This window comes from Pseudomonas sp. ATCC PTA-122608 (genome assembly GCF_001952855.1).
GTDB lineage: Bacteria > Pseudomonadota > Gammaproteobacteria > Pseudomonadales > Pseudomonadaceae > Aquipseudomonas.
In genome coordinates, this window is the sequence record NZ_LPNO01000015.1 from 46,026 (window position 1) to 62,760 (window position 16,735).

14 protein-coding genes are annotated in these 16,735 nt (G+C 60.3%); 4 read left to right on the forward strand and 10 right to left on the reverse strand.

Annotated elements, in window-relative coordinates; translation table 11 throughout:
• Position 1: 1 nt before the first annotated feature.
• Genes AU074_RS15720 through AU074_RS15730 form a run of 3 tightly spaced genes read right to left on the reverse strand, consistent with a single transcriptional unit; the run spans position 2 to position 1,759 of the window.
• Positions 2–271: a phosphopantetheine-binding protein gene (locus tag AU074_RS15720; protein ID WP_076015478.1), complete on the reverse strand. Its 270-nt coding sequence runs from the start codon at positions 269–271 to the stop codon at positions 2–4.
• Complete coding sequence (locus AU074_RS15725; RefSeq protein ID WP_076015479.1) at positions 249–1,061, reverse strand: 1-acyl-sn-glycerol-3-phosphate acyltransferase; 813 nt, start codon at positions 1,059–1,061, stop codon at positions 249–251. Before AU074_RS15725 ends, AU074_RS15720 begins: the two co-directional genes overlap by 23 nt.
• The gene (locus AU074_RS15730) at positions 1,037–1,759 is read right to left on the reverse strand and encodes a beta-ketoacyl synthase chain length factor (RefSeq protein ID WP_076015480.1); all 723 of its coding nucleotides are present in this window, start codon (positions 1,757–1,759) and stop codon (positions 1,037–1,039) included. The genes AU074_RS15725 and AU074_RS15730 overlap by 25 nt, the downstream gene beginning before the upstream one ends.
• A 347-nt stretch (positions 1,760–2,106) precedes the next feature.
• Here AU074_RS15730 and AU074_RS15735 point away from each other — a divergent pair, with 347 nt between their 5' ends.
• Positions 2,107–2,877 (forward strand): ParA family protein, encoded by a 771-nt coding sequence (locus AU074_RS15735; protein WP_003209397.1) that lies wholly within the window; start codon positions 2,107–2,109, stop codon positions 2,875–2,877.
• A 418-nt stretch (positions 2,878–3,295) separates the two neighbouring features.
• Positions 3,296–3,631 (forward strand): DUF6124 family protein, encoded by a 336-nt coding sequence (locus AU074_RS15740; RefSeq protein ID WP_076015481.1) that lies wholly within the window; start codon positions 3,296–3,298, stop codon positions 3,629–3,631.
• On the opposite strand, the gene trxC is transcribed toward AU074_RS15740, so the two are convergent.
• The 6 genes from trxC to AU074_RS15770 all read right to left on the reverse strand — a co-directional run bounded on the left by trxC (position 3,619) and on the right by AU074_RS15770 (position 13,955).
• Positions 3,619–4,053, reverse strand: a complete 435-nt coding sequence (trxC, locus tag AU074_RS15745) for a thioredoxin TrxC (RefSeq protein WP_076015482.1) — start codon at positions 4,051–4,053, stop codon at positions 3,619–3,621. The genes AU074_RS15740 and trxC overlap by 13 nt on opposite strands.
• Before the next feature lie 76 nt (positions 4,054–4,129).
• Positions 4,130–5,311: an MFS transporter gene (locus AU074_RS15750; RefSeq protein WP_076015483.1), complete on the reverse strand. Its 1,182-nt coding sequence runs from the start codon at positions 5,309–5,311 to the stop codon at positions 4,130–4,132.
• Between the two features lie 108 nt (positions 5,312–5,419).
• On the reverse strand, positions 5,420–6,883 hold the full coding sequence (gene selO / locus AU074_RS15755) for a protein adenylyltransferase SelO (protein WP_076015484.1): 1,464 nt from the start codon (positions 6,881–6,883) through the stop codon (positions 5,420–5,422).
• A gap of 49 nt (positions 6,884–6,932) precedes the next feature.
• The gene (gene mscK, locus AU074_RS15760; RefSeq protein WP_076015485.1) at positions 6,933–10,283 is read right to left on the reverse strand and encodes a mechanosensitive channel MscK; all 3,351 of its coding nucleotides are present in this window, start codon (positions 10,281–10,283) and stop codon (positions 6,933–6,935) included.
• A 70-nt stretch (positions 10,284–10,353) separates the two neighbouring features.
• Positions 10,354–12,096 (reverse strand): potassium/proton antiporter, encoded by a 1,743-nt coding sequence (locus tag AU074_RS15765; protein ID WP_076015486.1) that lies wholly within the window; start codon positions 12,094–12,096, stop codon positions 10,354–10,356.
• 233 nt (positions 12,097–12,329) lie between these two features.
• Complete coding sequence (locus AU074_RS15770) at positions 12,330–13,955, reverse strand: methyl-accepting chemotaxis protein (RefSeq protein WP_076015487.1); 1,626 nt, start codon at positions 13,953–13,955, stop codon at positions 12,330–12,332.
• A 277-nt stretch (positions 13,956–14,232) separates the two neighbouring features.
• Between AU074_RS15770 and AU074_RS15775 the strand changes: the two genes are divergently transcribed.
• A complete protein-coding gene (locus tag AU074_RS15775) occupies positions 14,233–14,463 on the forward strand; it encodes a hypothetical protein (RefSeq protein WP_003209413.1) in 231 nt (76 codons plus the stop codon).
• Positions 14,460–14,753, forward strand: coding sequence for a cell division protein ZapA (locus tag AU074_RS15780; protein WP_003209415.1), 294 nt, complete (start codon positions 14,460–14,462; stop codon positions 14,751–14,753). The genes AU074_RS15775 and AU074_RS15780 overlap by 4 nt, the downstream gene beginning before the upstream one ends.
• Here the strand turns inward: AU074_RS15780 and AU074_RS15785 are convergent.
• A complete protein-coding gene (locus tag AU074_RS15785) occupies positions 14,750–16,552 on the reverse strand; it encodes an acyl-CoA dehydrogenase (protein WP_076015488.1) in 1,803 nt (600 codons plus the stop codon). The two genes, AU074_RS15780 and AU074_RS15785, sit on opposite strands and share 4 nt — an antisense overlap.
• Positions 16,553–16,735 lie beyond the last annotated feature (183 nt).

Here is a 16,735-nt window from a genome sequence, read left to right on the forward strand (position 1 = left end):
CTCAAGCTGCCTGTCTGGCCGTGACGAACGCCGCGAGGCTGGCCACGTTGGTGAAGTGATTGCGGGTGTCCTTGGCGTCGGCATCTATCTTGATGCCGTACTTTTTCTGGATCGCCAGGCCCAACTCCAGGGCGTCGACTGAATCCAGGCCAAGGCCTTCGCCGAACAGGGTTTGCTCGTCGCCGATGTCGCTTTCGCTGATGTCTTCCAGGCCCAGGGCCTCGATAATCAGCTTTTTTATGTCGTGCTCAAGGCTGTGTGGGTTGCTCATCTTCGGCGAGCTCCTTAATAAAATACTGGTGCAGGTAATCGTTGAGCTTGCGTGAAGCCTGGGGCGCGGGCCCTTGTGCGGCAAACGCCTGTGGTTCTATATCGGCACCTACGCGCAAACTGAAGTGAAAGCGACGATTCGGGATGCGATACCAGGGTTCGGCCTTGGTCAGGGTGGTGGGGCTGACCGTGATCACCACCGGCGTGATGATGCTCGCACCGCGCAGGGCAATGGCGGCGGCGCCGCGATGAAAGGTCGGTGCCTGGCCCGGTGAGGTGCGGGTGCCTTCCGGGAAAATGATCAGGGTCTGGCCGTCCCGCAGGGCATCGGCGGCGGCGTCGAGCATGTCGGCGCTGCCATCGTTGCTGATGTAGCCGGCGTCGCGCACCGGCCCGCGGGTGAACGGGTTTTGCCACAGGCTCTGTTTGACCACGCAGTTGGTCTGGCGCATCTGGGCGATCAGGAACACCACGTCCACCAGCGACGGGTGGTTGGCGATGATCATCTGGCCCGGGCGGCCGAGCTTTTCCGCGCCTTCGACGCTGTAGGTCAGGATGCCCAGGCGATACATCATGCGAATAAACAGCCAGAACAGGCAGCTGATGGTGTGGCGAGCACGCCGTTGATGCTGTTTGGCGTCACCCGGCAGGCAACTGAGCAGCGGGAACACCAGCACGCGCAGGCACAGGCCGCCCAGACCAAACAGGGCGAAGGCGGTGGCAGTGGCGAACAGGCGCCAGTAGTAGGCCTTCCGAGGCTTTTCGGTCAGGACTTGCGTTGCCAGTTCCATACTCGGTTCTTCCAGGCATGTTGGCAGGCGCCCTGTTCGTTCAGCAGGGTGCGCAGCAGGTTCAGGGCGTGGGGCCACTGGGCTTTGGTGGTGGGTTGGACAGCGGCTGTATTCAGTTCCAGTTGCCACTCGTCGCCCGGTGTCAGCAGCAGGCCGAGGGCGTAGGGGAAGGGCACGTCGTCGATCCAGCGCGCGTAGGTCTCTGGCGGCTGCTCTTCGGTAATGATCAGCAACACAGCCGGTGCGCCTTCATTCAGCAGGGCGGCGGCTTCGAGCATGCCGTGTTCCAGGCCGTCGCCGGCAGCGGCGAGGGCGGTCATTTCGCTGGTTTCATTGCGCAGGATCGACCACAGGCCAATCACCGCGTTGTGCACCGACAGGCTGAACTGGGTCGGCGACAGCGGCTCGTCGTTGGCCAGGTCGCTGAGAATGTCGAGGGTGCGCGGCGTTTCGCCGTGACGGGAGACAAACACCAGCGGAAGTTGTTGCAGGCCTTCGGCCAAGGGCCAGCCCACGCTGAAGGCCATGCGCGCCAGGCGGCTCAGGCGTCGGCGCTGCATGGCCGGCAGGAACGACACGTCGGGGGCCGACTCGCTTCGGGGGAGCACTGTCGGCTGCTGGCACCAGGTGCGCCAGTCGTCCGCGCTTTCGAGCCCGGGAGCCCAGGCACGCCATTGGGCGATGTTGAAATTGATCACTGAGAAGTTATCCCGCCCCTGCGGGCTTCCTTGTGCGGCCATTGGCCCCGAATACCGGGACAGGGTGCAATCGCCGAATGGCGCGCATTATCCCGGTGCTGCGGGGTTCTAGCAAACTTTGGTAAAGAATTGTTCACGACTGATTACAAATTCGCTGGAAAGAATTACGAATTGTCCGTCATGGAAGTGGGGCAGCAGGTGTCAGGCAATTCCTGCTTTGTCGGACAGACGGGAAAATGTTGTGCGAGATAGAGCCTCTGATGCTGTAGTACAGGAACAAACGAGGTAGCTAACCGGCGCTTTTGCCCTCTACACTCGGTCATTCATTGATACACGGAGGTTTTTCCATGCGGCGCGTGGTGTTCAATCAAAAAGGCGGTGTTGGCAAATCCAGCATTGCCTGCAACCTGGCGGCGGTCAGCGCCAGCGAAGGCTATCGAACCCTGTTGGTGGACCTCGATGCCCAAGCCAATTCAACCCAGTACCTCACCGGGCTGACCGGCGACGATATCCCCATGGGAATCGCCGACTTCTTCAAGCAAACCCTGTCTTCCGGGCCGTTTTCGAAGAAGAACCAAGTGGATATCTACGAAACCCCGTTCGACAACCTGCACGTCATCACCGCCACGGCGGAACTGGCGGACTTGCAGCCCAAGCTCGAAGCCAAGCACAAGATCAACAAGCTGCGAAAGCTGCTGGATGAATTGAGCGAAGACTACGACCGGATCTACCTGGATACGCCGCCGGCGTTGAACTTCTATGCCGTTTCAGCGCTGATTGCCGCTGATCGTGTGTTGATTCCGTTCGATTGCGACAGCTTCTCCCGCCAGGCGTTGTATGGCCTGCTGGCAGAGATTGAAGAATTGAAGGAAGACCACAACGAAGGGCTGGAAGTGGAAGGGATTGTGGTCAACCAGTTCCAGGCCCGGGCGAGCCTGCCGCAGCAGATGCTGGATGAATTGATTGCCGAAGGGTTGCCGGTACTGCCGGTGTACCTGACCAGCTCGGTGCGCATGCGCGAATCGCACCAAGCGAACATGCCGCTGATCCACCTGGACCCACGGCACAAGCTGACACAGCAGTTTGTGGAGTTGCATAACTTGCTGGAAAACGCGTGATCCAGCAGTCGTTCGCCCCCTGTAGGAGCGAGCTTGCTCGCGAAAGACGTCAACGATAACGCGGGCTGCCTGGATGACCGCGGCGCTCTCGGGTTCTTCGCGAGCAAGCTCGCTCCTACACAGAGCCTGTCGTCTTGCGCCGTTGCCTACAGTTACGCCAGAATCTGCCGGCTTGTGCGTCTAGCCCTGCATCTCTAAGGTTCTTCGATCGCTGACATCAGCGATCGGGTTTAGTAGCCCAGTGGTGACGACGTCCAGTGCTTATTCAGTCAGGAACTTCCTGCGCTTGATGGCGGCTGTACGTAGGGCGCTTTCGAGCGCGCCGGTTGCGTCTCCCCGGTCTACTAACCTGCGTACAGCTGCCACCCCTTCGTTTAGTAGCGAGTTGGTTGCGGCTTCACTATTACGGAGACGAATCATGTTCAAAATAACGCCAAATCCGCCAGATGCCCCGTTTCATGACGAGAAGCTCAATCGAGCCGCTCACCGCGCCATCGACCACTATCTCAAACCCTCTGAAACACCAAGCTCAGCAACGTTGTTTGCCGTTACCCCCGGCATCGACAACGAAACCCTGATCCTCAACAGCTACGAAACCTTCTCCTCAGTCACCACCCTCTTGCTCGACCTTTCCGACGACCTCACCGGCAAGCAGCGCGATGTCGCGTTGGCCATTCATCAATTGAGCGAATTGGGCGTAATGCTGATGGGGCAAGTGATGGACCGGGGTGTCCCGTTACCTCAAACGCCCTGACTGCGCAGCCAGCTCATCAACTGCTGTAACGGAAACGCACCGCTCTGACGCGCCACTTCCCGGCCATTCTTGAACAGGATCAGGCTGGGAATCGAGCGAATCCCCAACTGAGCGGATAACTGCTGATTGGCCTCGCTATCGAGCTTGGCCAATCGGCACTTCCCGGCCAACTGCCCGGCGGCTTGCTCAAACACCGGCGCAAACGACTTGCAAGGCCCGCACCATTCGGCCCACACATCCACCAACAGGGGTAAATCGCCTTTGATCTGGCTGGCGTAATCGCCCTGTTTCAGCTCAAAGGGTTTGCTCAGCAGCACCGGCTGCTTACAGCGCCCGCACTTTGGTGCATCGCCCAGGCGTTCGTTGGGGATGCGGTTAAGACCGTTGCAGTGGGGGCAGGGAATTACTAGAGAGTCGGACATGCTGGGCTCCTTGAAAGTGGCCAATGGGTTCTATTTGGAGCCGCCGTCGGGGTTTATCAAGGAACAACACAAGCCGTCAGCGTGCAATCTTCTTTCGTGCCAGCTGGCAGGCAAGCACGTTGCCCACAGCACAACCCCCAATCACCAGCATCAGAGTGAAAAGCAGTGGTGCATCCCATTGAGACCCTAGCCAGGTTAATAATCCTGCCCCGGCCACAGTGATGCATCCGAAAACTGCAGAAGCTTTGGCTTGTTGAGACGCGTCGATATCCAGGGACCAGCCGGTCGCAAGGGGCAACAAAATACAGAAGGCAATACTGGTTGCTGCTGCAGCTGCCAGGTAAAGGTAGATATCGACATGTAGCCATGCCGCTACCATCAAGAGCGCGGCGAGGCACTGAGAGACCACTCCTGCATTCAGGCGTTGGGCGTCACTGAATCGTGTGACGGCTTTCCCTGAAAAGAAAAATCCTGCCGCTACCAGCGCCGCCCAACCTGAAAGGATCAGGCCTGTTGCTTGTGGTGAGAGATGAAAAACTCCCTGCAGGGCAAACGCCTTGCTGAGGTTCAACTGTGTGAAGGCGCTCTGTATCAGGAGAGCAAGCAGTAAACCACAGATGAACTTCGGCTGTTTCCACAGTAAAGATTGGGTTTCAGTTGCAGCCTGTTGGCCTTGGTCGTTTGCCTTGCCGTGATGAGTGGCCAGAAGTCCCAGGCAGATTATAAAAAGCAGGCAACCGAGTACGCCAAAAAACCATCTCCACCCCCAAAACGAGGCTGCCGCCAGCAGAGTCGGCGGGCTTAGTACCGTAAGGACGCTAATCGCACTCAAGAGATAAGCTGTTGCGCTTTGGAAAGTTGGTTGCCCAAGTCGTTGACGTAGCCAAAGGCGTGAAGAGGTTGCTGCCACCGCGTTGGCGATGAACATGAAAGTAAAGATGATCGATAGCATGAGAGCGCTTGTTGATAACGCCACTGCGACACATAGCAGCGCGATCAGCACCGATGCACCGGCCAGGCTGACGCTGGTTCCCAGTCGGTTGACCAACGGCGTTGAAAACAACTGGCTGAATGCGAAAGCCATCAGGCACAAGCCGAGCATGCCTTGAAAGAATGCCGGAGAAACACTCAAGTCCTGAGCGATTAACGGAGAAAGAGGAACAAGAGCATCGAAAACAACCGCACTGACCAGCGTCCTGGCCACCACGACCCTAAGGCCTGGATTCACCGTCTTATGCTTCAAATTTGATTTACACATCCGCCGAACCCTAGGCCGAATGTGTATTTGGGGATGTCAGGCGCGTCCGATACTTATTTCTGGATATATCCGTTCTGTGGCGAGGGAGCTCGCCACATTGGCTCGCTCCTACGACGAACAACTAATCTCCAAATGCTTCCCCCAATCCGGCGGCCGCTGAGCGTATTGCTCCATCCCCGGCTGTTCCTCAAACGGTTTGGTCAGCACCTCGTGCAACCGGCGCACTTCACTGTAATCCCCAAGCTCTGCCGCCTGGATGGCGTTCTGCGCCAAATAGTTGCGCAGGATATAAAGCGGATTCACTGCATGCATCCGCTCACGTCGCTGTTCTTCTGTGCCACTGGCTTCCCGCTCGACACGTGCTTTGTACAGGTCGGCCCACTCATCAAACCCCTTGAGGTCGACAAAGTCGTCGCGCAACCGCGCCACGGCCAACGCGGCGGATTGATCCCCCAGCCGGCGGAAGAACAGGGTGTAGTCGACGCCGCTGTTCTGCATCAGTTGCAGCAGGCGCTCTACCAGTTTTTGATCGTCATCTTCGGCGGTAGTGAGGCCCAACCGGCGGCGCATCAGGTCCAGGTAGTGGGCCTGGAACAACGGCAGATACAACCCGAGCGTTTCCCGCAACGCTTCAACGCTGATAAATGGCGTCAACGCCTGCGCCAACGCGCTCAAATTCCACTGCCCGATCGGCACCTGGTTACTGAAGGAATAACGCCCTTCATGATCCGAGTGGTTGCAGATGAACTGCGCGTCAAAGTCATCCAGGAACGCAAAGGGCCCAAAGTCGAAGGTGATGCCGAGGATCGACATGTTGTCGGTGTTCATCACGCCGTGGCAGAACCCATAGGCTTGCCATTTGGCGATCAGCTCGGCATTGCGCTCGACGATTTCGCGGAACATCGCCAGGTACGGCTCGGGCTGTTCCATGCACTCCGGGAAGTGCAACGACAGCACGTGCTCCGCCAACGCCTTCTGCAGCTCGGGTTTCTTGGTGTAGTAGAAATATTCGAAATGCCCAAAGCGCACATGGCTGTGGGCCAGGCGCAGCACCATGGCGGCCCGCTCCTGTTTCTCGCGCCACACCGGTGTGTCGGAGCCGATCACACACAGTGCACGACTGCTGGGAATGCCCAGTGCATGCAACGCTTCGGACGCCAGAAACTCGCGAATCGACGACCGCAGCACCGCACGCCCATCGCCCATGCGCGAATACGGGGTTTGCCCGGCGCCCTTGAGGTGCAGGTCCCAATGTTCGCCCGCTTCGTTGTAAACCTCGCCCAGCAGCAATCCACGTCCATCACCCAGTTGCGGGTTGTAGGAGCCGAACTGATGCCCGGAATAGATCATCGCCCGCGGCTCGGCCTCGGCCCACAGTTTGTGCCCGCCGAACAGCTCGGCAAATACCGGCGTTTCGGCCACGGCAGGGTCGAGATCCAGCAGCGCCATGGCCGCTTCGCTCGCGACCACCAAACGCGGTTCGTCGATGGGTTCGGGCAACACGTGGGTTGAGAAGCCGTCGCCCAGGCGGGCGAAGCGGTTGTCGAAGGTCAGTTCGTCGAGGGCTTTCAACGGCCATCTCCCAGCAGAATGTCCGACCATTCTGCTGGGGATAGCGCGTTTAGTCGAGTTTGGCGGGCGGTGGCTCGGGCAGGTCCTGGTCCTTGGCGAGGGGCAGGATGGTTCTTTTTTCTTCTTCCACCGGCACCAGTTTGTATTCCTGGCCATGCAGGTTTTTCAGGTAAACCTCCATCTGCCGGAACGAGATGTTGATGTGGTGGTTCTTGAACTCGCGGTTGATGAAGCGGTTGACCTCATCGATTACCGGGTTGCGGTCGCCCAGGTCGCGCACATGCATGCGCAGTTCGTGGTCGAGGGTGCTTTCACCGAAGTTGAGGAAGTACACATGGGGCGCCGGGTCTTTCAGGACGCGCGGGTTTTCGGAGGCGGCCTTGAGCAGCAGCTCCTTCACCAGGTCCAGGTCCGAGCCGTAGTCCACGCCCAGTTTCAGGGTGACCCGAGTGATGGTGTCGGTCAGCGACCAGTTGATCAGTTGCCCGGTGATGAACGTCTTGTTCGGGACAATGATGTCCTTGCGGTCGAAGTCGGTGATGGTGGTGGCGCGGATGCGGATCTTGCTCACCGTGCCCGACAGGTTGCCTATGGTGATGGTGTCGCCGATCCGTACCGGGCGCTCGAACAGGATCATGATGCCGGAGATGAAGTTGGCGAAGATTTCCTGCATCCCGAAGCCCAATCCCACCGAGAGCGCGGCCACCAGCCATTGCAACTTGTCCCAGCTCACGCCGAGGGTCGACAGGGTGGAGACAAAACCCACGCCGGCAATCACGTAGGACAACAAGGTGGTGGTGGCATAGGCGCTGCCTTGGGCCAGGTCCAGCTTGGACAGTACCAACACCTCCAGCAAGCCGGGCAGGTTGCGCGCCAGGGCGAAGGTGATGCCGATGATGATCAAGGCGCCGAGCAAGTCGCCGATGCTGATGGGCACCATGCTGATATTGGCGCCGGTGCCGCTGGTGTATTCGTAAAGGGTGACGTTGTCCAGGTAGGAAAATACCGAGATCAAATCAGACCACACCCAATACAGCGCGGCGATAAAGCCGCCGAGCAGTGCCAGGCGAATCAGTCGCATCGACTGTTCGTTGACCTGTTCGATGTCCAGGGTCGGTTCTTCGATCACCGCTTCGCCGTCCCCCGCTTCCTTGGCGGCCTGGCGTTTGGCCAGGGCCCGCGCGTAGGCCAGGCGCCGTGCGGCAACCCCCAGGCCACGGACGAAGGTGGCTTCGATCACCAGCCAGAACATCAGCAGGTACAGGGTGTTGATCAACCGGTCGCTGAGCTTGAGGGCGGTGTAGTAGTAGCCAAAGCACACGGCAATAAACAGCGCGACCGGCAGCGCGGTAAACATCAGGCCGACGGCTTTGCGAAACAGCGAGGCTTTTTCGTGGGTCGGGCTATTGAGCAGCAGGCGCCCGAGCAGCCACGCCATCAGTGCGTAGCAGGTCAGTACCACGCCGATGCCCAGTACGTCGTCTGCCAGCGCCGCTGGCTGATGCTCGGCGATGGCCACCACGGCCACCAACGCCAGCACCACCAGCCCGAGCTTGCGTATCCAGCCCTGGAGGAATTCGACCTGGGGTTTTTCCCAACGGAAATGCAGTTCGGCGACGCCGCCGGGCGCGAGGATCCGATAGGCGGTGTAGAACACCAGCCACGCCTGGGCGATCTGCAGCAAGGCGGCGCCAAGGTTGGCGTTTTGCCCGCGGGCATCGATCTGCAACGCATAACCGCACAGCGCCAGGCCCAGGGCCACCGGCATTGCCAGGGCGATATTCACCAGGATCGCCACCGGCGTGTGCCATTGGCTGTCGCGCTTGAAGTGGCCGATGTCCTGGTGGATTTTTTTCAGGCGCTCATACAGGTAGCTACGACGCCACAGCAGCGCGCCGATCAACAGCAGCAGGGGCAGGAACAGCAGCGGGCGCTGGGTCAGGCCGTCATACAGTTCGCTGACGCTGGAAGCCCAAGGCAAGGTGGTGACCTGCTTGCTCAGGTGCGCCGGTACGGTTTCCAGCCATTCGGTGTCCAGCGGCTTGTTGCTGGGAATCCAGAACATTTGCTCGTCGAGGGTTGCCCGCAACGTGCTGGCGGTACTCAGCAGTTGTTTCTGGTTCAGTTGCAGGGTGATGGATTCGTTGAGTAGTGCGCTCAGCTCGCGGCTGAGGCGCTCCAGCAGGTCGCTGCGGGTGATCGCCAGTTCCAGCAGTGTGCGGCGCAGTTGTGGTGTGACCTGGTCGGCCGGTTGGTTGACCAGCAGGTTGTCGACGTAGGTGCTCGGGGTGCTGATCAGTTCGCGCTGTTGATTGACCTCGAACTGGTACAGGCGAATGTTGGCGATGTCATCTGCCAGGTCTCGGTCCACGGTCAGGCGCGGGAGGGCCTGCTTCTGCTTGTAGAGGATCTTGGACAACAGGAGGCTGCCCTTGAGCACGTTGATCTGTTCGTCCAGCGCCGAGTCGCTTTGGGTCACGCTGTCCAGTTGCTGCTTGGTTTGCAGGTTCTTCTGGGTCAGTTCGTTGAGCCGGTCGGTACTTTTGAGCAGGTAGTCGGACAGTTTCAGGTTGGCGGCGCTTTCCGTGGCGAGCAGGCTGCTGCCACCGGCCTTTTGCGCTTCGATGGACTGCTGGGTCACGGTTTCCTGGGACTGGGCCAGGCGTTTCTGGTTGATCAGGGTTTGCAGGTCCTGGATTTCCTGCTCCAGGCGCGCGGTTTTTTCCAGTACCAGATCGTGTTGGCTGTTGCCCAGGTCTTGCAACTGGCTGTTGCCGGCCAGCTCCTGGCGGCGCAATGGAATCAGCGCATTGAGGGCGGCCAGCTCGGCGTTCAGCTGGTTGCGCTGGTCACCGCTGAGGGCCTTGCCATTGTCTTTGCCGGCCTTGAGGATCGAGTTGATTTGCTGGATGCGCGTCTGGCTGCTGCTGATTTCGGTCTGGGCGCGTTCCGGGCGGGTCTGGGCGGCGATGCTCAGGCTGTTGGCGTCGGCCAGGTCCTTTTGCAGGTCGCCTTGCTGGGTGGTGCGCTGCACCAGCAGTTGTTCAAGTTGCGGCACCGGCAAGGTGGCGTAGCGTTGGGCGACCGGAATCACCTTGGTGGCTTTGAGTCGGGTCAGCTCGCGCTGGTTCTCGGCGCTCTGGCGCGGCGCGTCTTCCAGCTGGCGCTTGAGGTCGACCAGGCGCTGCTGGTAATCCTGCTGGTTGCCGAGGAAGGTGAGGGTCTGCTGCAGGATGCTTTGCAGCGCCTTCATGTCGGCGTCGGGCAGCTTGCGGTCTGGCAGTTTGTCCAGGGTTTGCTGGACGGAGTCGATGCTGGGCGGGTCGGCGGCGTGCACGGTGCCGACGCAGAGAGTCAGGCCCAGCAGGGCAGTAGCGAGAAAAGTGCGCAGGGTTGTCATAGAGACCGGTCGAGCAAGGTGATAAATAGGGGGCGTCCCGACATCGACTGGCGCGCCGTCGCCCCGCAGTTTAGAGGAAGAGTCCGGGGCCCGGGCGACTTCCTTCGGGGAATCTGACGCCGACTTTGCCGATCTTGTTCCCGTCCATGACCGCGACGGTCCAAATGGTGTTGTTCCATTCCACCTGGTCGCCGACCACTGGCGCCCCGCCGACTTTCTGGGTGATGAAGCGACTCAGTGGCATGTCCGGGTCGATGCCCTCGAGCTTGAGCCCGTACAGCGCCGAAACCGCGCCCAGCTGGGCGTCGCCTTCCAGGACGAAGTCACCGAAGAAGCGCAGGTCGAGGCCCCGTTGTGGTGCCTGGCTGAACAGTTTGCCGAGGGCCGGCAAGTTGTGTTCATGGCCGATCACGCAGAGCAAATCGTCGACTTCCAGCACCGTACTACCCGACGGATGGAGCAGTTGCTGGCCACGAAACAGCGCAGCGATCCGTGTGCCTTCGGGCATTTTCAGCTCCCGAAGGGCGGCGCCGATGCACCATTTTTCGGCGCCCAGACGGTAGACGAACAGCTCCCACTCGCTGGTGACGTGCACTTCCAGGGCCGCCCGGGAGATTGGGGCGGGCTCGGGCGGTACGGTCACTTTCAACAGCTTGGCCACCCATGGCAGGCTCGTGCCTTGCACCAGCAGCGACACCAGCACGATAAAGAACGCCAGGTTGAAGTACAGCTGTGCGTGGGGCAGGCCGGCCATCAGCGGGAACACCGCCAGAATGATCGGGACCGCGCCGCGCAAGCCGACCCAGGCAATAAAGGCTTTCTCTCGACCATGGAAGGCCTTGAACGGCAGCAGGCCGACCATGACCGACAGCGGCCGGGCAAACAGGATCATCCACAGCGCCAGGCCCAGGGCGGGTAGCGCGATGGGCAGCAGATCATGGGGCGTGACCAGCAGGCCCAACACCAGGAACATGCCGATCTGCGCGAGCCAGGCCATGCCGTCGAGCATATGCAAAATGCCATGTCGGCTGCGCACCGGGCGGTTGCCGATCACCAAACCGCACAGGTAAACCGCGAGGAAGCCGCTGCCGTGCAGGGCGTTGGTCAGGGCAAACACGAACAGGCCGCCGGAAATCACCAGGATCGGGTACAGGCCGTTGGCCAGGTTGATCCGGTTGACCATCTGCAGCATCAACCAACCGCCGCCCAGGCCAATGATGCCGCCGATGCCGAACTCCCGGATCAAGTGGCCCAGCAGGCTCCAGTGCAGGCCGGTCTGGCCGCTGGCGAGCATGTCGATCAGGGTGACGGTGAGGAACACCGCCATCGGGTCGTTGCTGCCGGATTCGATTTCCAGGCTGGCGGTGACCCGTTCGTTCAGGCCCTTGCCGCCCAGCAGCGAGAACACCGCTGCGGCGTCCGTGGAGCCGACGATGGCGCCGATCAGCAGGCCTTGAATGATGTTGAGGTTGAACAGCCAGGCGGCTGCCATGCCGGTGAGACCGGTGGTGATCAGTACCCCGACCGTCGCCAGGGACAGCGCGGGCCAGAGCGCCACGCGAAAACTCGCCACCCGTGTTCGCAAGCCGCCATCGAGCAGGATCACGGCCAGGGCGAGGTTGCCCACGAGGTAGGCAGTCGGGTAGTTATCGAAGATGATGCCGCCGCCGTCGACGCCGGCGATCATGCCCACGGCCAGGATGATCACCAGGATCGGGATGCCCAGGCGGGACGAAAGAGAACTCACCAGAATGCTCGCACCTACCAGCAACGCGCCGATCAAGAACAGGCTGTTGATGGTCGTCGCATTCAAAGGCAGTACTCCATGAGCGGGAAAGACGAGGCGCAAACTGACCATGCAGTCTGCGTGCCAGCGATTCTAACCTGTTGAATTGCTGTGCTGTCAAAAAGGTTTGAATGGCTAGCGCATATCTAATGTGGGAGCGGGCTTGCTCGCGAATGCGGTGTGTCAGCCAACCACTAAGGTGACTGACACACCGCATTCGCGAGCAAGCCCGCTCCCACATTTTAGTGATGCGGTGTCAGTTAAAGCCTGAACCGCCCCACCATCCCGTTCAAATCCACCGCCAACCGCGACAGCTCGCTGCTCGCCGCACTGGTCTGGCTGGCGCCGGTCGCCGATTGCACCGACAAATCGCGAATGTTCACCAGGTTGCGATCCACTTCCCGCGCCACCTGCGCCTGCTCTTCAGCGGCACTGGCGATCACCAGATTGCGCTCGTTGATTTCAACGATGGCGGTATTGATGGTGTCCAGCGACATCCCCGCACCCTTGGCGATATTCAGCGTCGACTCTGCACGCTCGGTGCTGTTGCGCATCGAATCCACTGCATGCTCGGTACCGGCCTGGATGCTGCCGATCATCCGCTCGATCTCGCTGGTGGACTGCTGGGTGCGATGGGCCAGGGCCCGCACTTCATCCGCCACCACCGCAAAACCACGCCCGGCTTCACCGGCACGCGCTGCTTCAATCGCTGCGTTCAGGGCCAGCAGGTTGGTCTGGTCGGCCAGGCCGCGAATCACGTCCAGCACCTTGCCGATGTCCCGGGACTCTTCCGCCAGGTTGCCGATCAGGGTCGCGGTGGCTTGCACGTCGCTGCTCATACGCTCGATGGCGCCGACGGTTTCCTGCACCAGGTCACGGCCATCGCCGGCCGAGGAGGTGGCGTTCTTCGAGGCTTCGGAAGTGCTGACCGCGTTGCGGGCCACTTCTTCAACCGCGCTGGTCATCTCGTTCACCGCCGTGGCGGCCTGTTCGATTTCGTTGTTTTGCTGGGTCAGGCCACGGGCGCTTTCGTCGGTCACGGCATTCAGCTCTTCCGCGGCGGAGGCCAATTGGGTGGCCGAGCCGGAAATGCGCTGCAAGGTGTCCTTCAATTTGTCCTGCATCTTGGCCATTGCCAACAGTAGTCGGCCGGCTTCGTCGTTGCCTTCCACCTTGATCGGGCGCGTCAGGTTGCCTTCGGCGATTTCCTCGGCGGCATCCAGGGCCTGGGCAATCGGCTGGGTAATGCTGCGGGTCAGCAGCCAGGCGAACAGCATGGTCAATGCAGTGGCGAGGATCAGCAGGATCACCACCAGCTCAAACGCCAGGTCGTACTGGTCGGCAGCTTGCTGGTTGGTGGCCAGCGCCATCTTGTTGTTGATGTCCAGCAGGCGGTTCAATACGGCATTGACCTGATCCGAGTTGTTCAGCAGCTCGGTATTCAGCAGCGTGCGCAGTTCTTCCACCTGATTGGCTCGTGACAGGCTCTTCATGCGCTCTTCAATCTGATGGTACTGGGCCAGCAGACGCACATATTCATCGTAGGCAGCACGTTCTTCGCTGCTGTCGATCAACTTCTCGTAGACCGCCTGGGCCTTACGAATCTGCTGATTGCGCACGTCAAAAGACTCAAGGGTCTTTTGCTGGACGTCGGGCTCGCGGTTGGTCAGCAGGCGATAGGACAGCACCCGCAGGCGCAGGGTCAGCTGGGTGAACTCGTCCAGGGCGCGAATGCTCGGCACGCTGCTGAGGGTGATGTCTTCCGTCGCCGCGCGAATCTTGCTCATCTGGTTCAACGCGAACACGCCGAGAAACAACATCAGCGCGCCAATCAACGCGAAGCCGAGGAAGGCCCGCGGCGCGATATTCATATTACGAAGAGACATGCTGTGATCCTGGGGAGAAGCGCGATCCATGCGGGGTTTGGGCGGGGTGTCCATGACCTATCGGTCATACGACTAAAGTCTTGAGGGGGTGCGCGCTTTTGTCGCAGGTCGGGACGGTCCGACGGGATTCAGGAACCAGATGCCATAAATGCAGTCACTAAGGCTCGAAAGCGTGGCCTGCCCTGTAAAATCAAGGCCCCGCGCCGGGGATAACCCTGGCATCCGAGGTGATTTTTCTTTATCGTCACCGCCCTTTGAAAAAGCCCGAGAAATCAAAATGTTAGAAGCATCCCTCAGCCAATTGGAACAACTGGTCAGTGACCTGGTACAGCAGAACCAGGATCTGCTGGGCACCAACGAATCCCTCAAGGCCGAACTGGCTCGCGCCAAGGATGAGAACGACAGCCTGCAACTCAACCTGATGGAACAGGAAGAAAAGCAGGGCGCCACCGCCGCCCGTATCCAGGCGTTGGTTGAGCGTGTGAGCGCAGGTCCTGTCAGCGCATGAATGAAGGGATAAAGGTCGTTTCGATTCTCGGTGAGGATTACTCGATTAAGGCACCGGAAGGGGAAGACAACACCCTGATGAGCGCCGTGACGATGCTCAAGGCATCCCTGGCCACCACCAAGAAAAAGTACCCGACGCTGATCGGTGACAAGCTATTGGTGCTGGCGGCGCTGAACCTGTGCGCCGAGCAGATCGAAATGCAAAAGCACCACCAGCAGGAACTCGACCGTTACCAAGAGCAAGTCAGCGCCACGGTCGAAGTGATTTCCAAGGCGATCGGAACGCCTTAGAACCACTCATCCTGCATCCCCAGGCACGTGTCATCGCGTGCCTCGAGAATCGCCAGTTCATGATGGCAGCCCGGTATTTCCCACGTCAGGAAGTACCGGGCGGCCTGGAGCTTGCCTTTATAGAAGGCGACATCGGCAGCATTGCCTTTGGCCAGCCCTTCCTCGGCGCGAATCGCCTGTTCCAGCCAGCGCCAGCCAATCACCGTATGCCCGAACACCTTCAGGTACAGCGCCGAATTCGCCAGGCTGCTGTTGACCTTGCCCTGGGCGAGATCCGTCAGCAGGCCGAGGGTGACCTCTTGCAGGCGCGTTACCAGTTGTTCCAGCGGTTCCCGCAAGGCAGTCAGCGACGGGTATTGCTGTGCCCGCGCGCCGGTCTCGGCGATCAGGCTAATCAGTTGTTTCAAGCCCGCACCGCCGTTCTGCGCCAGCTTGCGCCCGAGCAGATCCAGCGACTGAATGCCGTGGGTGCCTTCATGGATCGGATTCAGGCGGTTGTCGCGGTAGTACTGTTCCACCGGGTATTCACGGGTGTAGCCGTGGCCGCCGAGGATCTGGATCGCCAGTTCGTTGGCCTTCAGGCAAAACTCCGATGGCCAGGATTTGACGATAGGCGTCAGCAGGTCCAGCAGTTCGTGGGCCTGTTTGCGCGCCGCTTCGGTTTCCAGGGTGGTGGTGTCGTCGAACAGGCGTGCGGCGTACAGGCCAAGGTCGAAGGCACCTTCCACGTAGGCTTTTTGGGTCAACAGCATGCGCTTGATATCGGCGTGCTGAATGATCGACACCGGCGCGGTGTTCGGGTCCTTGCTGTCCGGCAGGCGGCCTTGCGGGCGCTCGCGGGCGTATTCCAGGGAGTACAGGTAGCCGGCGTAACCGAGCATCACCGCGCCCATGCCCACGCCGATCCGCGCTTCGTTCATCATCTGGAACATGCAGCTCAGGCCTTGGTGCGGTTTGCCCACCAGGTAGCCGACACACTCGCCGTTATCGCCGAAATTCAGCGCGGTCGAGGTGGTGCCGCGCCAACCCATCTTGTGAAACAGCCCGGCCAGCAGCACATCGTTGCGCTTGCCCAGGCTGCCGTCGTCATTGACCAGGAACTTGGGCACGATAAACAGCGAAATGCCCCTCACCCCGGCGGGCGCATCCGGCAGTTTGGCCAGCACCATGTGCACGATGTTTTCCGACAGCGGGTGATCGCCACCGGAGATGAAGATCTTGTTGCCCTTGAGGCGATAGCTGCCGTCAGCCGCCGGCTCTGCGCGGGTACGAATATCCGACAGCGAGGACCCGGCGTGGGGCTCGGTCAAGGCCATGGTGCCGAAGAAGCGGCCTTCGATCATCGGTTGCAGGAAGCGTTGTTTCTGCTCCTCGGTGCCGAAGCTCTCGATCAGGTTGGCGGCGCCCATGGTCAGGAACGGGTAGGACGTGGAAGCGGCGTTGGCTGACTGGAAGTGTGCGAAACAGGCTTGGGACAGCAGGGTTGGCAATTGCATGCCGCCAGCGTCGAAGCTGCGGGCGGCGTTGAGAAAGCCGGCTTCAAGGAAGGCATCCACCGCCGGTTTCACTTCAGGAATCAGAATCGCCTGACCGTTCTCGTAGCGGGGTTCGTTCTCGTCGCCCTTGCGGTTATGCGGGGCGAAGAACTTCTCGGCAATGCTGCGGGCGGTGCCGATGGCGGCGTCGAAGGTTTCACGGTTGTGTTCGGCAAACCGCTCGCGCTGGGTCAGGCCCTCGGCATCGAGGACTTCGTACAGCTCGAAAGCCAGATTGCGGGAACTGAGCAGCGTCTCGGACATGGCGGCTTACCTGTGTGGGAATGGGCCGAGTCTAAGTGCGGAAATAGAGGCTGGATAGCAAGATTGATCTGGGTGATGGAGGGGCAAAACAGGGGAGGAAGCTGGGGCGCGGTCAATGTGAGAGCGGGCTTGCTCGCGAATGCGGTGGATCAGTCAATACATCTGGTGACTGACACTCCGTAT